18 protein-coding genes are annotated in these 16,358 nt (G+C 64.5%); 8 read left to right on the top strand and 10 right to left on the bottom strand.

The annotated features are described in order from the left end of the window. Positions 1-37 precede the first annotated feature (37 nt). Both CHB96_RS25700 and CHB96_RS25695 read left to right on the top strand, forming a co-directional pair. The gene (locus tag CHB96_RS25700; RefSeq protein ID WP_089251674.1) at positions 38-1,237 is read left to right on the top strand and encodes an NAD(P)H-binding protein; all 1,200 of its coding nucleotides are present in this window, start codon (positions 38-40) and stop codon (positions 1,235-1,237) included. Next, a complete protein-coding gene (locus tag CHB96_RS25695; protein ID WP_089251672.1) occupies positions 1,237-1,947 on the top strand; it encodes a CPBP family intramembrane glutamic endopeptidase in 711 nt (236 codons plus the stop codon). Before CHB96_RS25700 ends, CHB96_RS25695 begins: the two co-directional genes overlap by 1 nt. On the opposite strand, the gene CHB96_RS25690 is transcribed toward CHB96_RS25695, so the two are convergent. Next, a complete protein-coding gene (locus CHB96_RS25690) occupies positions 1,927-2,961 on the bottom strand; it encodes an acyl-CoA dehydrogenase family protein (protein WP_245866190.1) in 1,035 nt (344 codons plus the stop codon). The genes CHB96_RS25695 and CHB96_RS25690 overlap by 21 nt on opposite strands. A 48-nt stretch (positions 2,962-3,009) precedes the next feature. Here CHB96_RS25690 and CHB96_RS25685 point away from each other — a divergent pair, with 48 nt between their 5' ends. Together CHB96_RS25685 and CHB96_RS25680 are read left to right on the top strand one after the other, a co-directional pair. Further along, complete coding sequence (locus tag CHB96_RS25685; RefSeq protein WP_089251668.1) at positions 3,010-3,447, top strand: Lrp/AsnC family transcriptional regulator; 438 nt, start codon at positions 3,010-3,012, stop codon at positions 3,445-3,447. Beyond that, positions 3,444-4,538, top strand: coding sequence for a lysylphosphatidylglycerol synthase transmembrane domain-containing protein (locus CHB96_RS25680; RefSeq protein WP_089251666.1), 1,095 nt, complete (start codon positions 3,444-3,446; stop codon positions 4,536-4,538). Before CHB96_RS25685 ends, CHB96_RS25680 begins: the two co-directional genes overlap by 4 nt. Here the strand turns inward: CHB96_RS25680 and CHB96_RS25675 are convergent. Together CHB96_RS25675 and CHB96_RS25670 are read right to left on the bottom strand one after the other, a co-directional pair. Further along, on the bottom strand, positions 4,487-7,183 hold the full coding sequence (locus tag CHB96_RS25675; RefSeq protein ID WP_089251664.1) for a molybdopterin-dependent oxidoreductase: 2,697 nt from the start codon (positions 7,181-7,183) through the stop codon (positions 4,487-4,489). The two genes, CHB96_RS25680 and CHB96_RS25675, sit on opposite strands and share 52 nt — an antisense overlap. After that, positions 7,180-7,989: an FAD binding domain-containing protein gene (locus CHB96_RS25670; RefSeq protein ID WP_089251662.1), complete on the bottom strand. Its 810-nt coding sequence runs from the start codon at positions 7,987-7,989 to the stop codon at positions 7,180-7,182. The genes CHB96_RS25675 and CHB96_RS25670 overlap by 4 nt, the downstream gene beginning before the upstream one ends. A gap of 169 nt (positions 7,990-8,158) precedes the next feature. On the opposite strand from CHB96_RS25670, the gene CHB96_RS25665 reads away from it, so the two are divergent. After that, a complete protein-coding gene (locus CHB96_RS25665) occupies positions 8,159-8,788 on the top strand; it encodes a DUF2461 domain-containing protein (protein ID WP_089251660.1) in 630 nt (209 codons plus the stop codon). 4 nt (positions 8,789-8,792) lie between these two features. Here the strand turns inward: CHB96_RS25665 and pucL are convergent, their stop codons facing one another. From pucL to CHB96_RS25645, 4 genes are read right to left on the bottom strand one after another with little or no spacing between them, the layout of a single operon-like run. Beyond that, positions 8,793-9,713, bottom strand: coding sequence for a factor-independent urate hydroxylase (pucL, locus tag CHB96_RS25660; RefSeq protein WP_089251658.1), 921 nt, complete (start codon positions 9,711-9,713; stop codon positions 8,793-8,795). Positions 9,714-9,715: 2 nt separating this feature from the next. After that, the gene (gene uraH, locus CHB96_RS25655) at positions 9,716-10,039 is read right to left on the bottom strand and encodes a hydroxyisourate hydrolase (RefSeq protein ID WP_089251656.1); all 324 of its coding nucleotides are present in this window, start codon (positions 10,037-10,039) and stop codon (positions 9,716-9,718) included. Further along, positions 10,036-10,539, bottom strand: a complete 504-nt coding sequence (uraD, locus tag CHB96_RS25650; RefSeq protein ID WP_089251654.1) for a 2-oxo-4-hydroxy-4-carboxy-5-ureidoimidazoline decarboxylase — start codon at positions 10,537-10,539, stop codon at positions 10,036-10,038. Before uraD ends, uraH begins: the two co-directional genes overlap by 4 nt. A 9-nt stretch (positions 10,540-10,548) precedes the next feature. Next, positions 10,549-12,453 carry a solute carrier family 23 protein gene (locus CHB96_RS25645; protein ID WP_089251773.1) on the bottom strand — a complete coding sequence of 635 codons (1,905 nt, stop codon included), beginning with the start codon at positions 12,451-12,453 and terminating at the stop codon, positions 10,549-10,551. Positions 12,454-12,523: 70 nt separating this feature from the next. Between CHB96_RS25645 and CHB96_RS25640 the strand changes: the two genes are divergently transcribed. From CHB96_RS25640 to CHB96_RS25630, 3 genes are all read left to right on the top strand, one after another. Then, on the top strand, positions 12,524-13,111 hold the full coding sequence (locus tag CHB96_RS25640; protein WP_371829054.1) for a nucleotidyltransferase family protein: 588 nt from the start codon (positions 12,524-12,526) through the stop codon (positions 13,109-13,111). A gap of 112 nt (positions 13,112-13,223) precedes the next feature. Beyond that, on the top strand, positions 13,224-13,604 hold the full coding sequence (locus CHB96_RS25635) for a VOC family protein (RefSeq protein WP_089251650.1): 381 nt from the start codon (positions 13,224-13,226) through the stop codon (positions 13,602-13,604). 95 nt (positions 13,605-13,699) lie between these two features. Then, on the top strand, positions 13,700-14,275 hold the full coding sequence (locus tag CHB96_RS25630) for a P-loop NTPase family protein (protein WP_089251648.1): 576 nt from the start codon (positions 13,700-13,702) through the stop codon (positions 14,273-14,275). A 1-nt stretch (position 14,276) separates the two neighbouring features. Here CHB96_RS25630 and CHB96_RS25625 read toward each other — a convergent pair whose 3' ends face one another. From CHB96_RS25625 to CHB96_RS25615, 3 genes are all read right to left on the bottom strand, one after another. Next, positions 14,277-15,005 (bottom strand): haloacid dehalogenase type II, encoded by a 729-nt coding sequence (locus CHB96_RS25625; RefSeq protein WP_371829053.1) that lies wholly within the window; start codon positions 15,003-15,005, stop codon positions 14,277-14,279. Next, entirely contained in the window at positions 14,974-15,402 is a 429-nt protein-coding gene (locus CHB96_RS25620; protein WP_089251646.1) for a DUF1707 SHOCT-like domain-containing protein, read from the bottom strand. The genes CHB96_RS25625 and CHB96_RS25620 overlap by 32 nt, the downstream gene beginning before the upstream one ends. 41 nt (positions 15,403-15,443) lie before the next feature. Continuing rightward, positions 15,444-16,358: biotin/lipoyl-containing protein (locus CHB96_RS25615; RefSeq protein ID WP_141136558.1), on the bottom strand; the 915-nt coding region annotated here is incomplete at its 5' end.

The raw sequence follows: 16,358 nt of genomic DNA, 5'->3' as shown, positions 1-16,358 counted from the left end.
ATCAGCGGCACGCCAGTGCGCCCGCTAGCCTCGAGTCATGACAGTTCTCGTCACAGGCGCGAGCGGTTACATCGGGTCCCGGCTGATCGCTGCTCTGCTGGCGGCCGGAGATTCGGTGTGTGCCGCGTCGCGGACCCCCGAGACGCTCGACGCATTCGACTGGCGAGGGCAGGTCGACGCCGTCGCGTTGGACGCGGCGGACCCAGCCTCGCTGCGCGCTGCATTCGCGGCGGCGGGCCAGGTCGACGTCGCCTACTATCTCGTCCACGCCATCGGCGAGAGCGACTACCGCGTTCAGGACACGAAGGCTGCCCGCCAGTTCGGTGAGGCGGCGTCGGAGGCCGGCGTCCGCCGCATCGTCTACCTGGGCGGGTTCGTGCCGCCCGACGAAGAACTGTCGGAACACCTCGCCGGACGTGCCGACGTCGGGGATGCATTGGCCGTCGGTGACATCGACGTGGTGTGGCTGCGGGCAGCAATCGTCATCGGTGCAGGCTCGACGTCGTACGAGATGCTTCGCTACCTCGCCGACCGACTCCCGATCCTGCCCTTACCGGATTGGCTCGACAACCCGGTTCAGCCCATTGCCGTCGACGACGTGCTGTTCTACCTGCTCGCCGCACGAAAAGCAGTGCCACCCGGCGCCTACGACATCGGTGGCCCCGACATCGTTCCGTACCGAGATCTACTGTTCGCCTACGTCGAGGCGGCCGGACTGACGCGCGTCGGAGTGCCGACACCCGGTGTCCCGACGGGTCTCGCCGGCCGAGTGATCGGCAAGATCATCCCTATTCCCGACGGGTTGGCCGAGGATCTCGTCGGCTCGCTGCACAACACGATGACGACGTCGGAAAGCCGGATTCGCGACATCGTCGGCGAGCCCGACGGCGGTCCGACGACGATCGAGAGTGCGATGAGGCGCAGTGTCCAGGGCAGCGTCGGGACACCGCCGGGGGTGTCGGCACTCAAAGACCCGTTGCGCCTCGCCGTCACCGATGCGGCGTGGAGCGGCGGCGACGCGCTCGGCATTCGTCGATACGGGGTCGCGGCGTCGTCGCGGCAGACGTGGGGGCTGGTCGAAGCGCTCGGAGCCAGGGCTCTGCTGTACTCGTGGCCCGTCGCAGCCGTCGTCCGGACCCACCTCGATGTCGCCCAGAGTGTTTCCACTCGGGCGAGATCGGTAATGCGGCGCGTGTTCCTCGACCGAGCGGGGCACGATCGAGCAGGGGAGGTCTGATGCCGGCCTGGCAGTCCAGTGTCGTCGATGTGATGCGTTCCGCGCTCGTCGACAAGGTCGACCGCAACCACGACGAATCCGACCGAGCTTTCCTGCGGCGACGCGTCGTCGTGGCTGTGACCCTCGTCGTCGGCGCGACGCTCCTCGGGGTGTCGCTGTCGGTGAGCCCGGGGGACAGTGCGTTCTATCCGCTGACTCTCGGTCTGGCGGCCGCGTGGATCGTCGGCGGTTTCGCGTCGGGACCACTGCACCTCGGCCGAATCCGGTTCAACGGATCGATGAGGCGCCCGATCATCACTCCCATCGTGATCGGGCTGCTCGCCGGTGGTGTGTTCGTCGTCGGCGCCTTGATCGTCCGGCAGATTCCTCCGCTCGCCGACTTCACCGAAAACGTGCTTGCACATGCCAGATACGGTTCGCTGGCGCTCATCGTGTTCATCACGTTGCTCAACGGCGTCGCCGAGGAGATCTTCTTCCGTGGTGCGTTGTTCGCAGCGATCGGCCGCACGAAAGCAGTTCTGATCACGACGCTCGTGTACACGGTCGTCACGTTGGCCAGCGGTAATCCGATGCTGGCGTTCGCCGCGATCACCCTCGGCTTCGTTCTGGCGCTGCAGCGGCGTGCGTCGGGCGGAATTCTGGCCCCGATCATCACGCACGTGACATGGTCGACGGTGATGGTGTTCGCGCTACCGCCGCTGTTCGCCTGACAGCCCCTCCAGCAACGCCGACTTCATCTCGGGTCTGCTCGCGGCGACGAGGGTGAACGTGGCCTCGCGCATCAGGCGCTCCGCTGTCCCGTGCCCCACCAGCGCGCTGCTGCCGGTGGCCGCGACGAGCGCAGCAGCAGTCCGCACAGCGAGCTCCGACGCCTCGGCACGGGCCCGGAACATGTCGTATCGGCCGGCCAGGGCGTCGTCGAAACGGGCCCGGGCGTCGGCGTGCAGGGACCGGTAGTCGTCGACGTCCACGCCCAGTTCCTCCATCTGCTGGATGCAGCGTCGAGCAATGCCCATCGCCATGCAGCCGTTGATCCACGACCCGTACAGCTGGCCGGCCTGGAACTGCGCGTCGCTGACGACGGAAGCCACGGATGCGTCGTCGACGACGACGCCCTCGAACCGCAGCCGCACCGTGCTCGACGCGTTGGCCGCAATCAGCGACAGCGGCTCGACGGTCAGCCCGCTTGCGGCCCGAGCAGGAACGACGGCGTGGACGATCGAGTCGTCGAACTCGTCACGGGCCGACAGCTGAACCACGTCGATGATGCCCCACCCCGTCACGAACGGAGCTGAACCGTCCAGAACGTACCCGGTGTCGTCGCGTCGCGCGTACAACTTCGGTGGTCTCGGTATTGCACCGGCGAAGGCGACGCCCGCCCTGATCGAGCCGTCGACCAGCCCGTCGAAGTACTTGTTCTTCAGCCCGTCGTTGGTCGTGTTCGCCAGCGACATCACGACCCCGGCGTGCTGCATCCAAGTGAACGCCGTGGAAAGACAGGCGCCACACAATGTTTCGACTATCTCGGAGAGTTCGCTCATGTCGGGTCCGTCGTCTCGTGCCGCGAGGCCGTAGAAGCCTTCTGCAGCAAGGGCCTCGAAGTGGCCGGGCGGTATCTCTCCTGCCGCGTCCACCGCGTCGGCTGCGGGAAACAGCACCGTGTCGGCAATGTCGCGGGCACGCTCCGGCCAGGAGGTTTCGTGTCGATCTCGAACCGACGTCACACAGCGCATCGTAAACCGATCGGCGCGTTCTGAGCTAGATTTGCGCAGGTGAGCGAAAACCTCGACCGGGTGGACCGGTTGATCATCGACGAACTCGTGTCCGACGGCCGCGCCACTCTCGCGACTCTGGCGGAGAAGGCGAGCCTGTCGGTGTCCGCGGTGCAGTCGCGAGTTCGTCGCCTCGAGTCTCGCGGTGTGATTCGCGGCTACACCGCGCAGGTGGATCCTGAAGCGGTGGGCAGGCCGTTGTCCGCCTTCGTGGCCATCACGCCGATCGACCCTGCTCAGCCGGACGATGCCCCGGCTCGGCTGAAGCATATTCCGGCGATCTACTCGTGTCATTCGGTGGCAGGCGAGGAGAGCTACGTGCTGCTGGTTCGCGTGGATTCGCCTCGGAGCCTCGAGCATCTGTTGCAGGAGATTCGAGCGACGGCGAACGTGCAGACTCGCAGCACGATCATCCTGCAGACGTTCTACGACCGATGACCGCCCTGAGCCCGAAGCGTTCCGGCGTCGGGAAGATTGTGTCGGCGGTTCTGTCCTACGGAGTCGTCGCCGTCGTCATGTGGCTGCTCTACCGCTCGGTCGGGCACTCGGGCGCCGTGTCCGACGCAGTGGGTGCGATCACGGTGACCGAGGTGGTGGTCGTCTGTGCGCTCGGACTGCTGTATCTGGCCTCGATGCTGAAGCCCATGATGTACACACTTCCCGGACTGACTACGGCGCAGGCAGGCGTCGCACGCACTGCGTCGCTGGCGTTGGCCAACACCGTTCCCGAAGGTGGCACTGTCGCAACCGGTTTGACGTTCGCCATGTACCGGTCGTGGGGGTTCGGTTCCGTCGACAGCACCACGTCGATCGTCGCGATCGGCATCTGGACCAACCTGTCTCGGTATGTACTGATGTCGGTCGCGTTGGTGATCCTCGTCGTGTTCGGTTCCGGCGCAGGGTCTCTCGTGTGGGTCGCCGTCGGCTCGTGTGTCGTCGTCGCAGCAGTGTGTCTGTTGATCGCAGCGATCATCGTCGACGACGGGTTCGCCCGTGGCGTCGGAAGAATCCTCACCCGAGTCAGGTCCGTTGTCGCCAAGCGATTCTCACGCGTCCACCCGAGGGACATGGAGCAGGTCGTCTCCGACTTCCGTCTGCACGTAAAGAATCGCGTCCGTACGTGCTGGCGGTCGTTGACAGCGACGATGCTGGTGTCTCAGCTACTCGGAGCGCTCGTGTTGGGTGTCGCGGTGCGACTGTGTGGACTCGGACAGGACGAGATCGGCTGGGATCGCATCGTCGTCGCATTCGGCGCGATGTGGCTCGCCGCCTTCGTCGCGCCGACGCCGGGCGGGCTCGGAGTAGCCGAAGCCGCGTTGATCGCCGTGCTCGGAGTCGGGCTCGCGGCGAACGATCAAGCTCACCTCGTGGCTGCCGTTCTGCTGTTTCGCCTCGCGACGTGGTTTCTGCCGATTCCGATCGGCCTGATCTCCTACCTCTACTGGCGTCTGACGAAGAATTGGCGGGTGCCCTCTTCTCAAGTCCTCGACGATCGCCAGACGCGATCCGAGGACAGGGGCAGCTCGTAGAGTCGCGATCCCACCGCATCCTTGATCGCATTCGCAAGCGCGGGTGCCACCGGGTTGTACGGTGATTCGCTCATCGACTTGGCGCCGAACGGACCCAACCGATCGTAGGTGTCGGCGAAGTAGACCTCGGTACGTGGAATATCCGCGAACTGCGGAACATGGTAGCTCCGAATGGAATCCGTGACGACGGTTCCCGCTCCGTCCGTCTTCATCTCCTCGTACATCGCCGACCCGATGCCTTGCGCGACACCACCTTCCACCTGCCCTCGACATTGCTGAGGATTCATGACCGTTCCGGCGTCCGCGGCATGAATCGACTGCAGAATACGAACCGTTCCTGTGTCCTCCTCGACCGCGACACGGAATGCGTGCACGTTGAACGCCAACGACCGAGGCACGCCGCCGCTGTTGCCGTCGGCGATCAGGGTTCCGCCTGCTGCGTCGAGAATCTCCGTCAGCGATACGAATCGCTCACCGCACTGGACGCCTTCCGGGCCTAGAGTGCACATCTGCCTGGTGCAACCCGAGACGGACGCGGCGATGTCCAGAACTCGGTCCGCCATATGTGTCGCCGCAGCGTGCAGAGCCTTTCCTGCGACGACGGTACCTGCGGAGCCGAAGGCCCCGGTATCGTATGTCGCCCAGTCCGTGTCGGATTGGCGGATGTCGATCCTGGCGGGTGAAGTGCCGAGTGCGGTCGCGGCGATCTGGGTGTGTACCGTCGTCGTTCCGTTGCCGAACTCGGCTGTGCCGACGCGTATCTCGTAGCGTCCCTCGGCCAGCAGCGCGATCGACGCCGTGGAATGGTGGCCCCTGGGCGGTATCGTGGCGATCATCGCGACGGCCATCCCTTCGCCCACCTTCCATCCCTCCGGTGCCTCGGTGTCGTTGCCGCGCTTCAGAGCGTGTTCGGCCAGATCGAGACATTGGTCGAGCCCATAGCTGCCGTACACCAGGTCGTCACCCTCGACGTGCGCGGCGACGAGCGGATCACCCGGCACGACGACGTTGCGACGCCGAAACTCGAACGGATCGATGTGCAGTTCGCGTGCGAGATCGTCCAGAGCCGACTCGATCGCGAAGATCACCTGCCCGAGACCGTAGCCGCGGAATGCGCCCGACGGAATGTTGTTGGTGTAAACACTTTTCGCGTCGACTCGTTTGTTGGCGCAGCGGTAGACGGCCACCGACTCGCCGCACCCGTGGAACATGACGCCGGGACTGTGGTTGCCGTAAGCGCCTGCATCGGTGACGACGTCGATGGCCAGAGCGGTCAGCGTGCCGTCCGCGGTTGCCGCTGCGGTGACATCGACCTGGAACGGGTGGCGGCACGGTGCGACGGTGAATTCGTCCGTGCGGCTGAACTCGAACTGGACGGGCGAGCCGGTGCGCAGTACTGCCAGCGTCACGACGTCCTCGGTCAACAATTCCTGTTTGCCACCGAATCCGCCGCCGACCCGCGCGGTGAACACTCGGACCTTGTCGCGGTCCAAGTCGAAGATCTCGCAGATCTCGTCGCGCACGAGGAACGGAACCTGTGTGCTGGTTCGGATGTTCAGTCGGCCGGCGTCGTCGAGCCATCCGATGGTGCCGTGCGTCTCGAGGTGAACGTGCTGTATGCGTTGTGTACGCCAACGGCCGGTGACCACTGCGTCTGCAGCGGCGACGGCCGCGTCGACATCGCCTGTGCCGCCGTGTAACTCGGCAACGAGATTGCGCGACGGGTCGGCGATGCGCGCGGACGCGTCCTTGTCCCCGTGTATCAGCGGGGCGCTGGGTGACGACGCGGCTTCGGTGTCGAAGACCGCAGGCAGTATCTCGTAGTCGACGACAAGGGCGCGGCATCCCGCTTCGGCGGCGGCGAGTGTCTCGGCGACCACGACTGCCACACGTTGACCGCGGAACCGCATCACGGTGTCGATGACGCGAGTGTCGTCGGGATCATCCGCCCGCTGGTCGTGGCGCGCTGTCGAGAACACCCGATCGGGGCTGTCCGCGGACGTCAGGACCAGCCGGACTCCTGGAATCGCTTCGGCTGCAGAGGTATCGATCGACACGACCCTCGCGTGGGAATGCGGACTGCCGAGCACGGACGCGTGCAACAGTCCGACAGGAGCGACATCCATCGTGTACGGCTCGGTTCCGGTGACGATGCGCGTCCCGGCAGGGGCGGGCAGTGACCGGCCGAACGACGGCCCGTCGAGAGGCTTCTCGGTATTCACGACCCCGTGCACGGCGTCGTCGATCGATCGATAGCCCGTGCAGCGGCACAGGTTTCCCTTCAGGCGCTGCGGCAGCTCGGTGACGTCGGATTCGCTCAGAGTCGACGCCGTGACGACCATTCCCGCAGTGCAGAAGCCGCATTGGAACCCACCTGCGTCGACGAATCGGCGCTGCATCGGGTGGAGGTCGTCGGGCGTTCCGAGACCCGCGACCGTCACGACCTCGCGGCCCGCGGCGCGGTAGGCGGGGAAGATGCACGAGTGCACCGGGTTACCGTCGACGAGAACCGAGCATGCGCCGCAATCGCCTGCGTCGCAGCCTTTCTTGACCTCGAAATGGTCGTTGTCGCGTAGGAATGTGCGCAGGCATTGCCCCGGGCGAGGTGTCCATTCCGCTTCGCTGCCGTTGACGGAGAATTTCATGACAGCTCCTCGAGAACTCGAAGCGCCGAGCGGACGCTGACATGGCGGCGCCAGTCGGGAGCGCCGTGCGGGTCGTCGTACCAGGCGTCGCTCGGGATCGAGTCGGCCAGAGCGCTTTTCAGGTCCGACGCCGTCGGGATCGCGGGGAATCGGAGGACGTACGGGCGCACGGTCGAAGCGCTGACCGACATCACGACCTGCCCGTCGCGGTCGCGTCGGCCGATCACGACGGACGCCGAACGTCCGAGCGGCGACAATGCCACTTTCGTGAATGCCGTCGTCGCCTCCAACGCACGGCGGGGGAGGTGGATGCTTCGCACGACATCACCTGCTCTCAAAGCGTTCTCGTGCGGCCCGGTGACGAGATCGACGACCGGAATCGAATAGTCGGACCCGTCGGACGACCACACCGACGCGACCCCGTCGAGTGAGACGGCCATCGAAATCATCGCGCCTGCAGGCAGCGACATGCAGATGTTGCCGCCCACGGTCGCGACCCGCCAGATCTTGAACGACGCCAGCAAAGCCGTCGCGCACTGGGAGAACAATGCCGTCGCCGGCCAGTCTCGGTCGAAGCGGGCTTCGGCGAGTTCACCGATCGTGCAGGTCGCGGCGATGTCCAACCCGTCGTCGACGACCAGAGCAGGCCATCCGAGTGCGGTGATGTCCACCAGACGAGTGAGGTGGTCCTGCTTCTCGGACAGCAGCCACGTGCCACCCGCGATGACGGCGGTATCGGGTGCGCCGGGAGGCAGCCCGGATCGATCGGACGGGATCACGACGTCCTCGATGGTTCCCAGGTCCATGTCGCACCTACTTCCGGCACTGTTCTCGTTGTTCGCTTGTTCGTTGTTGCCGTACCGCCTGTGCCGAACAGTAGTCAGCTCGTGTTACGAACGAAGGGTTGTCCGGCGATTCGATCGAAACTCGTGCGAAACATCGGGACTGCGGACACGTGTATCTAGACTGACTCGCATGGTTTTCACCGGTTTCCCGTTCGCCGCGCTCGACTTCTACGAGGACCTCGAAGCGGACAACAGCAAAGTGTGGTGGAACGCGCACAAGGACGTGTACGACGAGTCGGTGAAGGCGCCGATGGTTCAGCTGCTGGCCGAGCTCGAAGGTGAGTTCGGTAGTGGCAAGGTGTTTCGGCCGTACCGGGACGTGCGGTTCTCGAAGGACAAGACGCCTTACAAGACGCATCAGGGTGGCTTCGTCGCGCGAGGACAGAGCTTGGGGTTCTACGTGCAGATCGATCCGGCAGGGCTGTTCGTGGCAGGCGGCTTCTACGGTGCGACGACCGACGGGATCGCGCTGTTCCGTGACGCCGTCGACAACGAGGTTCGCGGCACCGAACTCGCCGGACTCGTGACGGCACTCGAGGACGCGGGATTCGACATCGGAGGTGACCAGCTCAAGACCAAACCTCGTGGTTACGAACTGGACCACCCACGCATCGAACTGCTTCGCCACAAGTCGCTGACGGCGAGCACACACTTCGGGTCGCCGCCCTGGTTGGAGACGCCCGATGTGGTGCAGCACGTGCGCGAGAAGTGGCGGCAGCTGACTCCGCTCGTCGAGTGGGCCGAGCAGGTCATGCGCTAGCGAGTCATCCCACGGTGGAGTAGACCCGCCACGCACTGCCTGCGTCCGGTGCGTCCTCGCGCTCGACGGTTGCCTGGATGAGCCCGTAGGGGCGGTCGTCGGCGTTGAACACTTCATTGTTGTTCTCGACCCCGAACCGGCCGATGTCGTACAGGAAGTGATGCTTGTTCGGAGCCGACATCTTGATCTCGGCGATGAACGGGTATTTCTCGAGTGCCGCCTGACCCATCGCGAACAGGGTCTGTTGCAACGCCAGCGACTGCAGGTTGGCGAATCGTTCGATCATCGCCGCTTTGACGCCCGCGTAGACGTCGTCCCAGTCGACGTCGGTACGGGTGTAACGCCATTGCGCTGTCAGCGACGTGGCCATGACGCGATCGTGTGTCGGTTCGAGGACGGTCAGGTCGTCCTCGAGGAATCCGGCGAATTCCGAGCCCGTGGATTTCAGAATGATCAGTTCCTTGAAACCGCTGACGACCCACGTCTTCTGGCTCGCGCCCTTGCCCTCGACGGTGACCGCCGATGTGCGGATCTCCTCGCCCTTGCGCGTCCACGTGTGGTCGTGTTCGACACCGTCGATCACCACTCGTTGCCACGCATACTCTTCGAGTTCGATGCGGGCGCCGTCGACGGGCTCGACGTCGTCCACGTAGTGGCGTGCGAGGTCGAGGCCGTAACTCTCCAGGTGCAGAAGACCTTTGGTCTTCGCGTAGGTGTAGGCCGTCTGCTTCTGCGTATCGGTCGGCAACACGTTCGACTGATCACCGACGAGATGCGCAGGCGCGAAGTTGCCGCGTAGTGCGCTTGAGACGTTGATGTCGTGGATCTCGTGTCGAGGGGTGTCGCGGTAGATCCTCACGACACGGTTCTCGGCTTTTCCGTACTGATTGGCGCCGAGGACGATCTTGCCGGTCAAGTCTGTCATCGTCAGCTCCCGCGGTAGGTGGAATAAGCGAAGGGGGACAACAGTAATGGAACATGATGGTGTGCAAGTGGATCGACGACGGTGAACGAGATGGACACCTCTGGGTAGAACGTCTCGGTCGCCGTCGCGGCGAAGTATGCGCCTGTGTCGAACACCAGCCGATAGGTTCCCGACTCGACCAGAGCGGGAATCATCGACAGTATTCGTCCGTCGCTGTCGGTGATGTTCGACGCGAACTCGTGGCTACCCAGCATCAGTCGAACGTGCATGCCGACGGCCGGTGTGCCGGTCGCCGCGTCGAGAACGTGTGTGCTGATCCCGCTCACTTGTCCTCTCCCAGCATGCGGTTCAGACGAATTCGATTGATCTTGGCCAGTTCCACGCGTAGCACCCGTCGTTCGGTCTCGGGATCGTTTCCGAGTCGTTCTTCGAGAATAGCGAGCAGTTCCGGTGCCGACCTGCCGGTGGCGCAGACGAGATAGACGTGACCGAACTTCTCCTCGTACGCACGGTTGGCCTCGGCGAGCGCGTCGAGCACATCCGATCCCGCGGACTGAACCGCGGCCTGCTCCCGCTGCGACGACGGGTTGTCGGCCTTCCCGCCGATTCGAGGGTGGCCGTCGAGTGCTTGGTCGATCTCGGCTTCCGGGAGTTCTGCCAGCACCCGATCGGCCCTGTCCAGGAACATGTCCCGGCGATCGAACGGTCGGCCCGACGCGACACGTCGGGCCCAAATGGACGACGAGCAGCACTCGTACAAGGCGTGCATCGCTTGTCGGTCGGTCAGCCTGTTGAAGCCTTCCAGGCCAATGTCCTCGTGTAACAAGTTCTCTCGCTATCTGCGGTCGGTCAGCCGCCCGAATCGGGCTGCGGCGATGGGGTTGGCGTCGGCGACGAGGTCGTCGAATCGGTAGTTGGCGATCTTGGCGATTTCGATCATCGCAAACGAACGCTCCGCGGCGGGCGCATTCTCGACCCGGGACCACCCGTTGGCCAGCACTCGGTCGTAGCGTTCGGTTTCTAGTGCGCAGATGATCAGCGGGAACCCGAAGTGTCGGCGGTATTCGGTGGCGAGCTCGACGATGTCGTTGTGCTCGTCCTCGTCGAGGTTGGACAGACCCGTGTGGTCGGTCGCGTTGAGCATCCCGGTGTCGTCCTCGCTGCCCAGGTCGGGGTAGCTGTTGATCAACTCGAGCTGCTCCTCCGTAGTGCCTGCGAGCAGCGCTTCCTGGAACGCCTCGCGGAGGCTGTGCGCGTCGGCGAACGGTCGGAGCTGATACGCGCGATCGACCACCCAGGGGGTGCCCTGGACGAGGCTGCCGAACGTCGAGGCGAATTCCTCGGCCGTCATCGAATTGACGCGGTCCAGCGTGATGCCCTTGCCCGGTCCGCCCGCCACGGTCTGCCCGCGGTTGCCGATGTGGAAGAACAAGATGTTCAGCACGATCGCCGTGACGGCGCCGAGGACTATGCCGCTGCCGAACAGCATCTCGAGCCAATCGGGGACTCCTTCGGCGACTGTCGGCTGGATCGTGACGAGCATCGCCAGACCGAGGCTGGTGGCGACGACGATCAAGTTGCGGTGGTCGGTGAAGTCGACGGCCGACAAGGTCTGGATACCGACGACGGCGACGGTCGCGAACAAGGCGAGGGCCGCGCCACCGAGCACAGGTGGCGGGATGGATGCGACGACGGCGGCTGTCTTGGGGAGCAGTCCGAGAAGAATCATGATGGCACCGGCAGACGCGACGACCCATCGGCTGCGAACGCCGGTGAGCCGTACGAGTCCGACGTTCTCCGAGAATGCCGTGTACGGAAACGAATTGAACGTGCCGCCGACGACCGTGGCGACGCCGTCGGCGCGCAGCGTCGCCGCGATATCGTCCTTCTTGATTCGTTTGCCGACGATCTCTCCGGTCGCGTAGACGCTGCCTGTCGTCTCGACCGCGATGATCAACATGACCACGATCATCGAGATGATCGCGACGATGCTGAATTTCGGCATTCCGAACAGGAACGGTTGTGTGAAGCCCACCCACGATGCCTCGCCTGTCCCGTCGAAGTTCATGTCTCCCAACAGGAATGCGACGGCGCTGCCCGCGACGAGGCCGAGCAGGACGGCGATCGTCGCCATGAAGCCCTTGAAGAAGCGCTGGATCAACACGATGACCAGCAGGGTCCCGATGGCGTATGCCATCCATCGTCCGTTGCTCGGATCCTGTTCGTGCGTAGCGGGATTGGTCACGGCGTCGTTTACTGCGACGGGCAGCAGCGCGACGCCGATGATCGTGATGACGGTGCCTGTCACCACCGGTGGGAAGAATCGGAGAAGTTTGCTGAAGTACGGGGCCATGAAGAACGTCACCAGGCCGGCGACGATCACCGACCCGTACACGTACAGCAGACCTTCCGTGCCGCCGCCGTTGGCCATTGCGATGGCGATGACCGGTGACACTCCGGCAAACGTCACCCCCTGTAGGAGTGGCAGTCGGACACCGATCTTCCAGAATCCCACCGACTGGATGATGGACGCGATTCCGCAGGTGAACAGGTCTGCGTTGATCAGGTGGATCAATTGTTCGTCGGTGAGGCCGATTGCGCTGCCGATGATGATGGGTACCAACACCGCGCCTGCATAGAAGGCGACGACGTGTTGGAAGCCGTACGCGGCGAGCTTCGGGACAGGCAGCACTTCGTCGACGGGGTGAACGCGGCGACGCTTAGTCTGTACAACTGACATGACGGACCTCCCGGTGGCAGCAGGGGCGTGTGATCCTGCGACACTGCAGGGAGTGGTAACAGGATCGACCATGACGGCCGTTACCGCGACTCGAACGGACTGGAGGGTGTGCCCCATGGACGGCGACGCGATCGGTGTGCTTCTCGCGGCCGGTGCCGGCTCTCGGTACGGATCCCCGAAAGTTCTCGCGCATGACGGAGCCTGGCTCGACACAGCGGTGAGTGCCTTGCGCGACGGTGGATGCGAACGGGTGCTGGTCGTGCTCGGGGCCGCCGACGCACCCATGCCGCGCGGAGCCGAGGCCGTCCACGCACCGCAGTGGCGCGACGGTCTCAGTGCGTCGTTGCGGGCGGGCCTGTCCGGTGCTGGTCGCGCGTCGTTCGCGGTCGTGCACGTCGTCGACACCCCGGATGTCGGATTCGAGGTCGTACGAGCAGTACTCGACGCGGCGCGCGCTACACCGTCGCACCTCGCGCGCGCTGTGTTCGGCGGGGTGCCGGGCCATCCCGTCGTGTTCGGGCGCGAGCACTGGGACGACGTCGCCGCCGGCGCCGAGGGGGATTCGGGTGCGCGCGAGTTCCTTCGAGGGCGGACCGACGTCGTGGCCGTCGAATGTTCTCGCTGGGCGACGGGTGTGGATCACGACGAACGGTCTTGACGTCTCTCGACGTTGTCCTGCATCATGTTGCGCAGCGTCGCGTGTCGATGGCGGACTGCGTCAGGCATGGAGGCGTCGAACTGCCCAGGAGGCAGAGCACGTGAAGCAAGGCATGTCAGTTTCGTTCGACCACACCATCATCGTCTCGAAAGATCGCGCAGAATCGGCCCGCTTCTTTCGGCGGCTATTCGATCTACCCGAATCTCATTCGTGGGGGCCATTTCTCAATGTTCAGTTGACCGACGGCACGCTGATTCAGTTCGCGGAACCGCCGTTCGACGAAATTCAATTCCAGCACTACGCCTTTCGCGTCACCGACGGCCTTTTCGATGCGGCGTATGCGCGACTCACTGCCGACGAGGTCGAGCATTGGGCTGATCCGCAGATGACTCAGCCCGGCACCATCAATCACGGCCACGGTGGCAGGGGTGTGTACTTCCGTGACCCGACCGGTCACTTCTTCGAAATGCTGACCCAGCCGTACTTGAAGTAGGGCCGTTCTTACAACAGTGCCGCTCGTTTACAACGCACGAGAGTGTTGTGAACGAGCGGCACTGTTGTAAGAAGTGCGCAGGTAAGGTACTCCCAGTGATCATCGGACCCACCGACGCGCTGGAGACTCGACCGTCGAGAGTGATCGTCGCGGGCACATCGGGGTCGGGGAAGACGACGCTCGCATCGCGCATCGCGCACATTCTCGGAACCGACCACATCGAGATCGACGGGCTGTTCCATGGACCCGATTGGACTCCGCGCGCGTCGTTCGAAGCCGACGTCGAGGAATTTTCGTCACGGCCGTCATGGGTGACCGAGTGGCAGTACGGCCCGGTCCGAGACATACTCGCGGACCGCGCAGATCTGTTCGTCTGGCTGGATCTTCCGCGTCGCACGGTGATGCGTCAGGTCACATCTCGAACTCTGCGCAGGCGATTGCGACGAGAAGTGTTGTGGAACGGCAACATCGAGCCGCCACTGGCCAACATCTTCTCCGACAAGGACCACATCGTGCGCTGGGCGTGGAAGACGCACGGCCTCGTAGCCGACCGCGTCGCCGCAGTGTCTCGACGCAGACCCGAATTGACCGTCGTACGACTACGTTCACGAACCGCCGTGGACAGCTGGGTCGACGGCGCACTCGCTGAAACAGCACGTACCGGAGACTGAATCAGCAGTTCAGCGTCGACGCCAATTCGGTGATCGACTCGACGCTGTGCGTCCAGTCCGACGATGCATCCAGGTCCGAAGTCTGCCCGGGACCGTGTTCGGACGGCCTGCGCACGAACGCCGTTCGGAAGCCGCAGTCGCGGGCGGCCTCGAGGTCGCTGTTGTGCGCCGCGACCATCATGCACTCGTCGGGACGTAACCCGAGGATGTCGGCGGTGCGCAGGTAGGCGTCGGGCATGGGTTTGTACGCACGCACGGGTTCGGCACCGAGAATCGCATCCCACGGGATGCTCGCGTTCTTCGCCATGTCGAGCAGCAGCGAGATGTTGCCGTTGGACAGCGGTGCGACGACGAATCGTGTCTTCAAGCGCGTGATGCCCTCGACCGAATCCGGCCACGCATCGAGCCGATGCCACGAGCGGTTCAGGTCGGCGACGGCGCCGTCGGACAACTGAATGTCGAATTCCGACAACACGGTTCGCAGGCTCTCCAGGTGGAGGTCGTCGAGTCGAGTGAAGTCGCGAGCGCCGGACCGAACCTCCTCCATCGACGGCTGGTACAAACTGCGCCACCGATCCGCGAAACCATACGGATCATCCAGCTCGGGTAGCGCAGACGACACCTGCGCGGCGATGCTGGTTCGCCAGTCGACGACGGTGCCGAACACGTCGAACAACAGCGCCTGCGGAGCCGTCACGTCAGTGTCGCTTCCGGTGGGAACGGTCGCCACCGTAGATCAGCGCACCGACCAGCGGTACGAGGAGGAAGAAGAGCCAACTGTTCGACACGGGGACCACGAAGAACAGGATCAGAGCGACGATCGGCGTGATCGCCATCGCGGCCTTGCGCCAATCCCACCCGTCGTCGTCGCTCGAATCCGACGCCGGAGTCGGGGTCTGGGATGTCGACAGATCCAACGGCCTGGACGCGGTGGGCATCAGGGGGGTCGACGGCAGATCGGTGAACACCGATTCGAGCTGACCGCGTGTCGTCGCAGAGGAGACGACGGAACTTCGCTCGTCGAACTCGGGGACGGTCAGGCGTCCGTCGCCCAGATGCCGACTCAGGGCTTCGAGTGCCTGCTCACGTTCGGCCGTACCGATACGAACGTCCGGGTTGTCTGCCATGAGAGACAGACTAACCCGGACGCTGTAGGCCCAGAAGGGTTCTACTTCAGTTCTGCGAGGACGGTGCCTTGGGTGATGGCGGATCCGGGTGTGACGGTCAGCCCGGTGACGACGCCTGCTTTGTGGGCGTTGACGGGGTTTTCCATCTTCATCGCTTCGAGGACGGCGATGAGGTCGCCTTCGGCGACTTCTTGTCCTTCTTCGACGGCGACCTTGACGACGGTGCCCTGCATCGGTGCGGTGACGGCGTCTCCGGATGCGGCGCCTGCGCCTGCGCCGCCGCGCTTGCGGGGCTTGGGCTTGCGACGGATCGCACCGTCAGCTGCTCCGCCGCCGCCGCCGATCGAGAACTGGCCGGGGAGGGAGACCTCGACGCGTCGCCCGCCGACCTCGACGACGACGGCCTGACGCGGCAGGACCTCGTCCTCGTCGAGGGGCTCGCCTGCGGTGAACGGGGGAACGGTGTTGTCCCATTCGGTTTCGATCCACCGAGTGTGAACGTCGAACGATTCACCGTCGCCGATGAACGCCGGATCGGACACCACGGCAGCGTGGAACGGGATGACGGTGGCGAGGCCTTCGACCTTGAATTCCTTCAACGCGCGACGGCTGCGAGCGAGTGCTTCGTCGCGGGTGGCGCCGGTGACGATGAGCTTGGCGAGCATGGAGTCGAACTGGCCACCGATCACGCTGCCGGATTCGACACCGGAGTCGACGCGGACGCCGGGGCCTTCGGGGGCGATGAACGTGGTGACCGGTCCGGGGGCGGGCAGGAACCCGCGGCCGGCGTCTTCGCCGTTGATGCGGAATTCGAAGGAGTGTCCGCGTGGTTCGGGGTCTTCGGTGATGGAGAGTTCTTCGCCGTTGGCGATGCGGAACTGCTGCAGCACGAGGTCGATGCCGGAGGTTTCCTCGGTGACGGGGTGCTCGACCTGCAGACGGGTGTTGACCTCGAG

Origin of the sequence: Rhodococcoides kyotonense (assembly GCF_900188125.1) — a bacterium.
GTDB classification, from domain to species: domain Bacteria; phylum Actinomycetota; class Actinomycetes; order Mycobacteriales; family Mycobacteriaceae; genus Rhodococcoides; species Rhodococcoides kyotonense.
The sequence above is the reverse complement of the archived record's forward strand: the minus strand, read 5'-3'. Positions and strand labels throughout refer to the sequence as shown.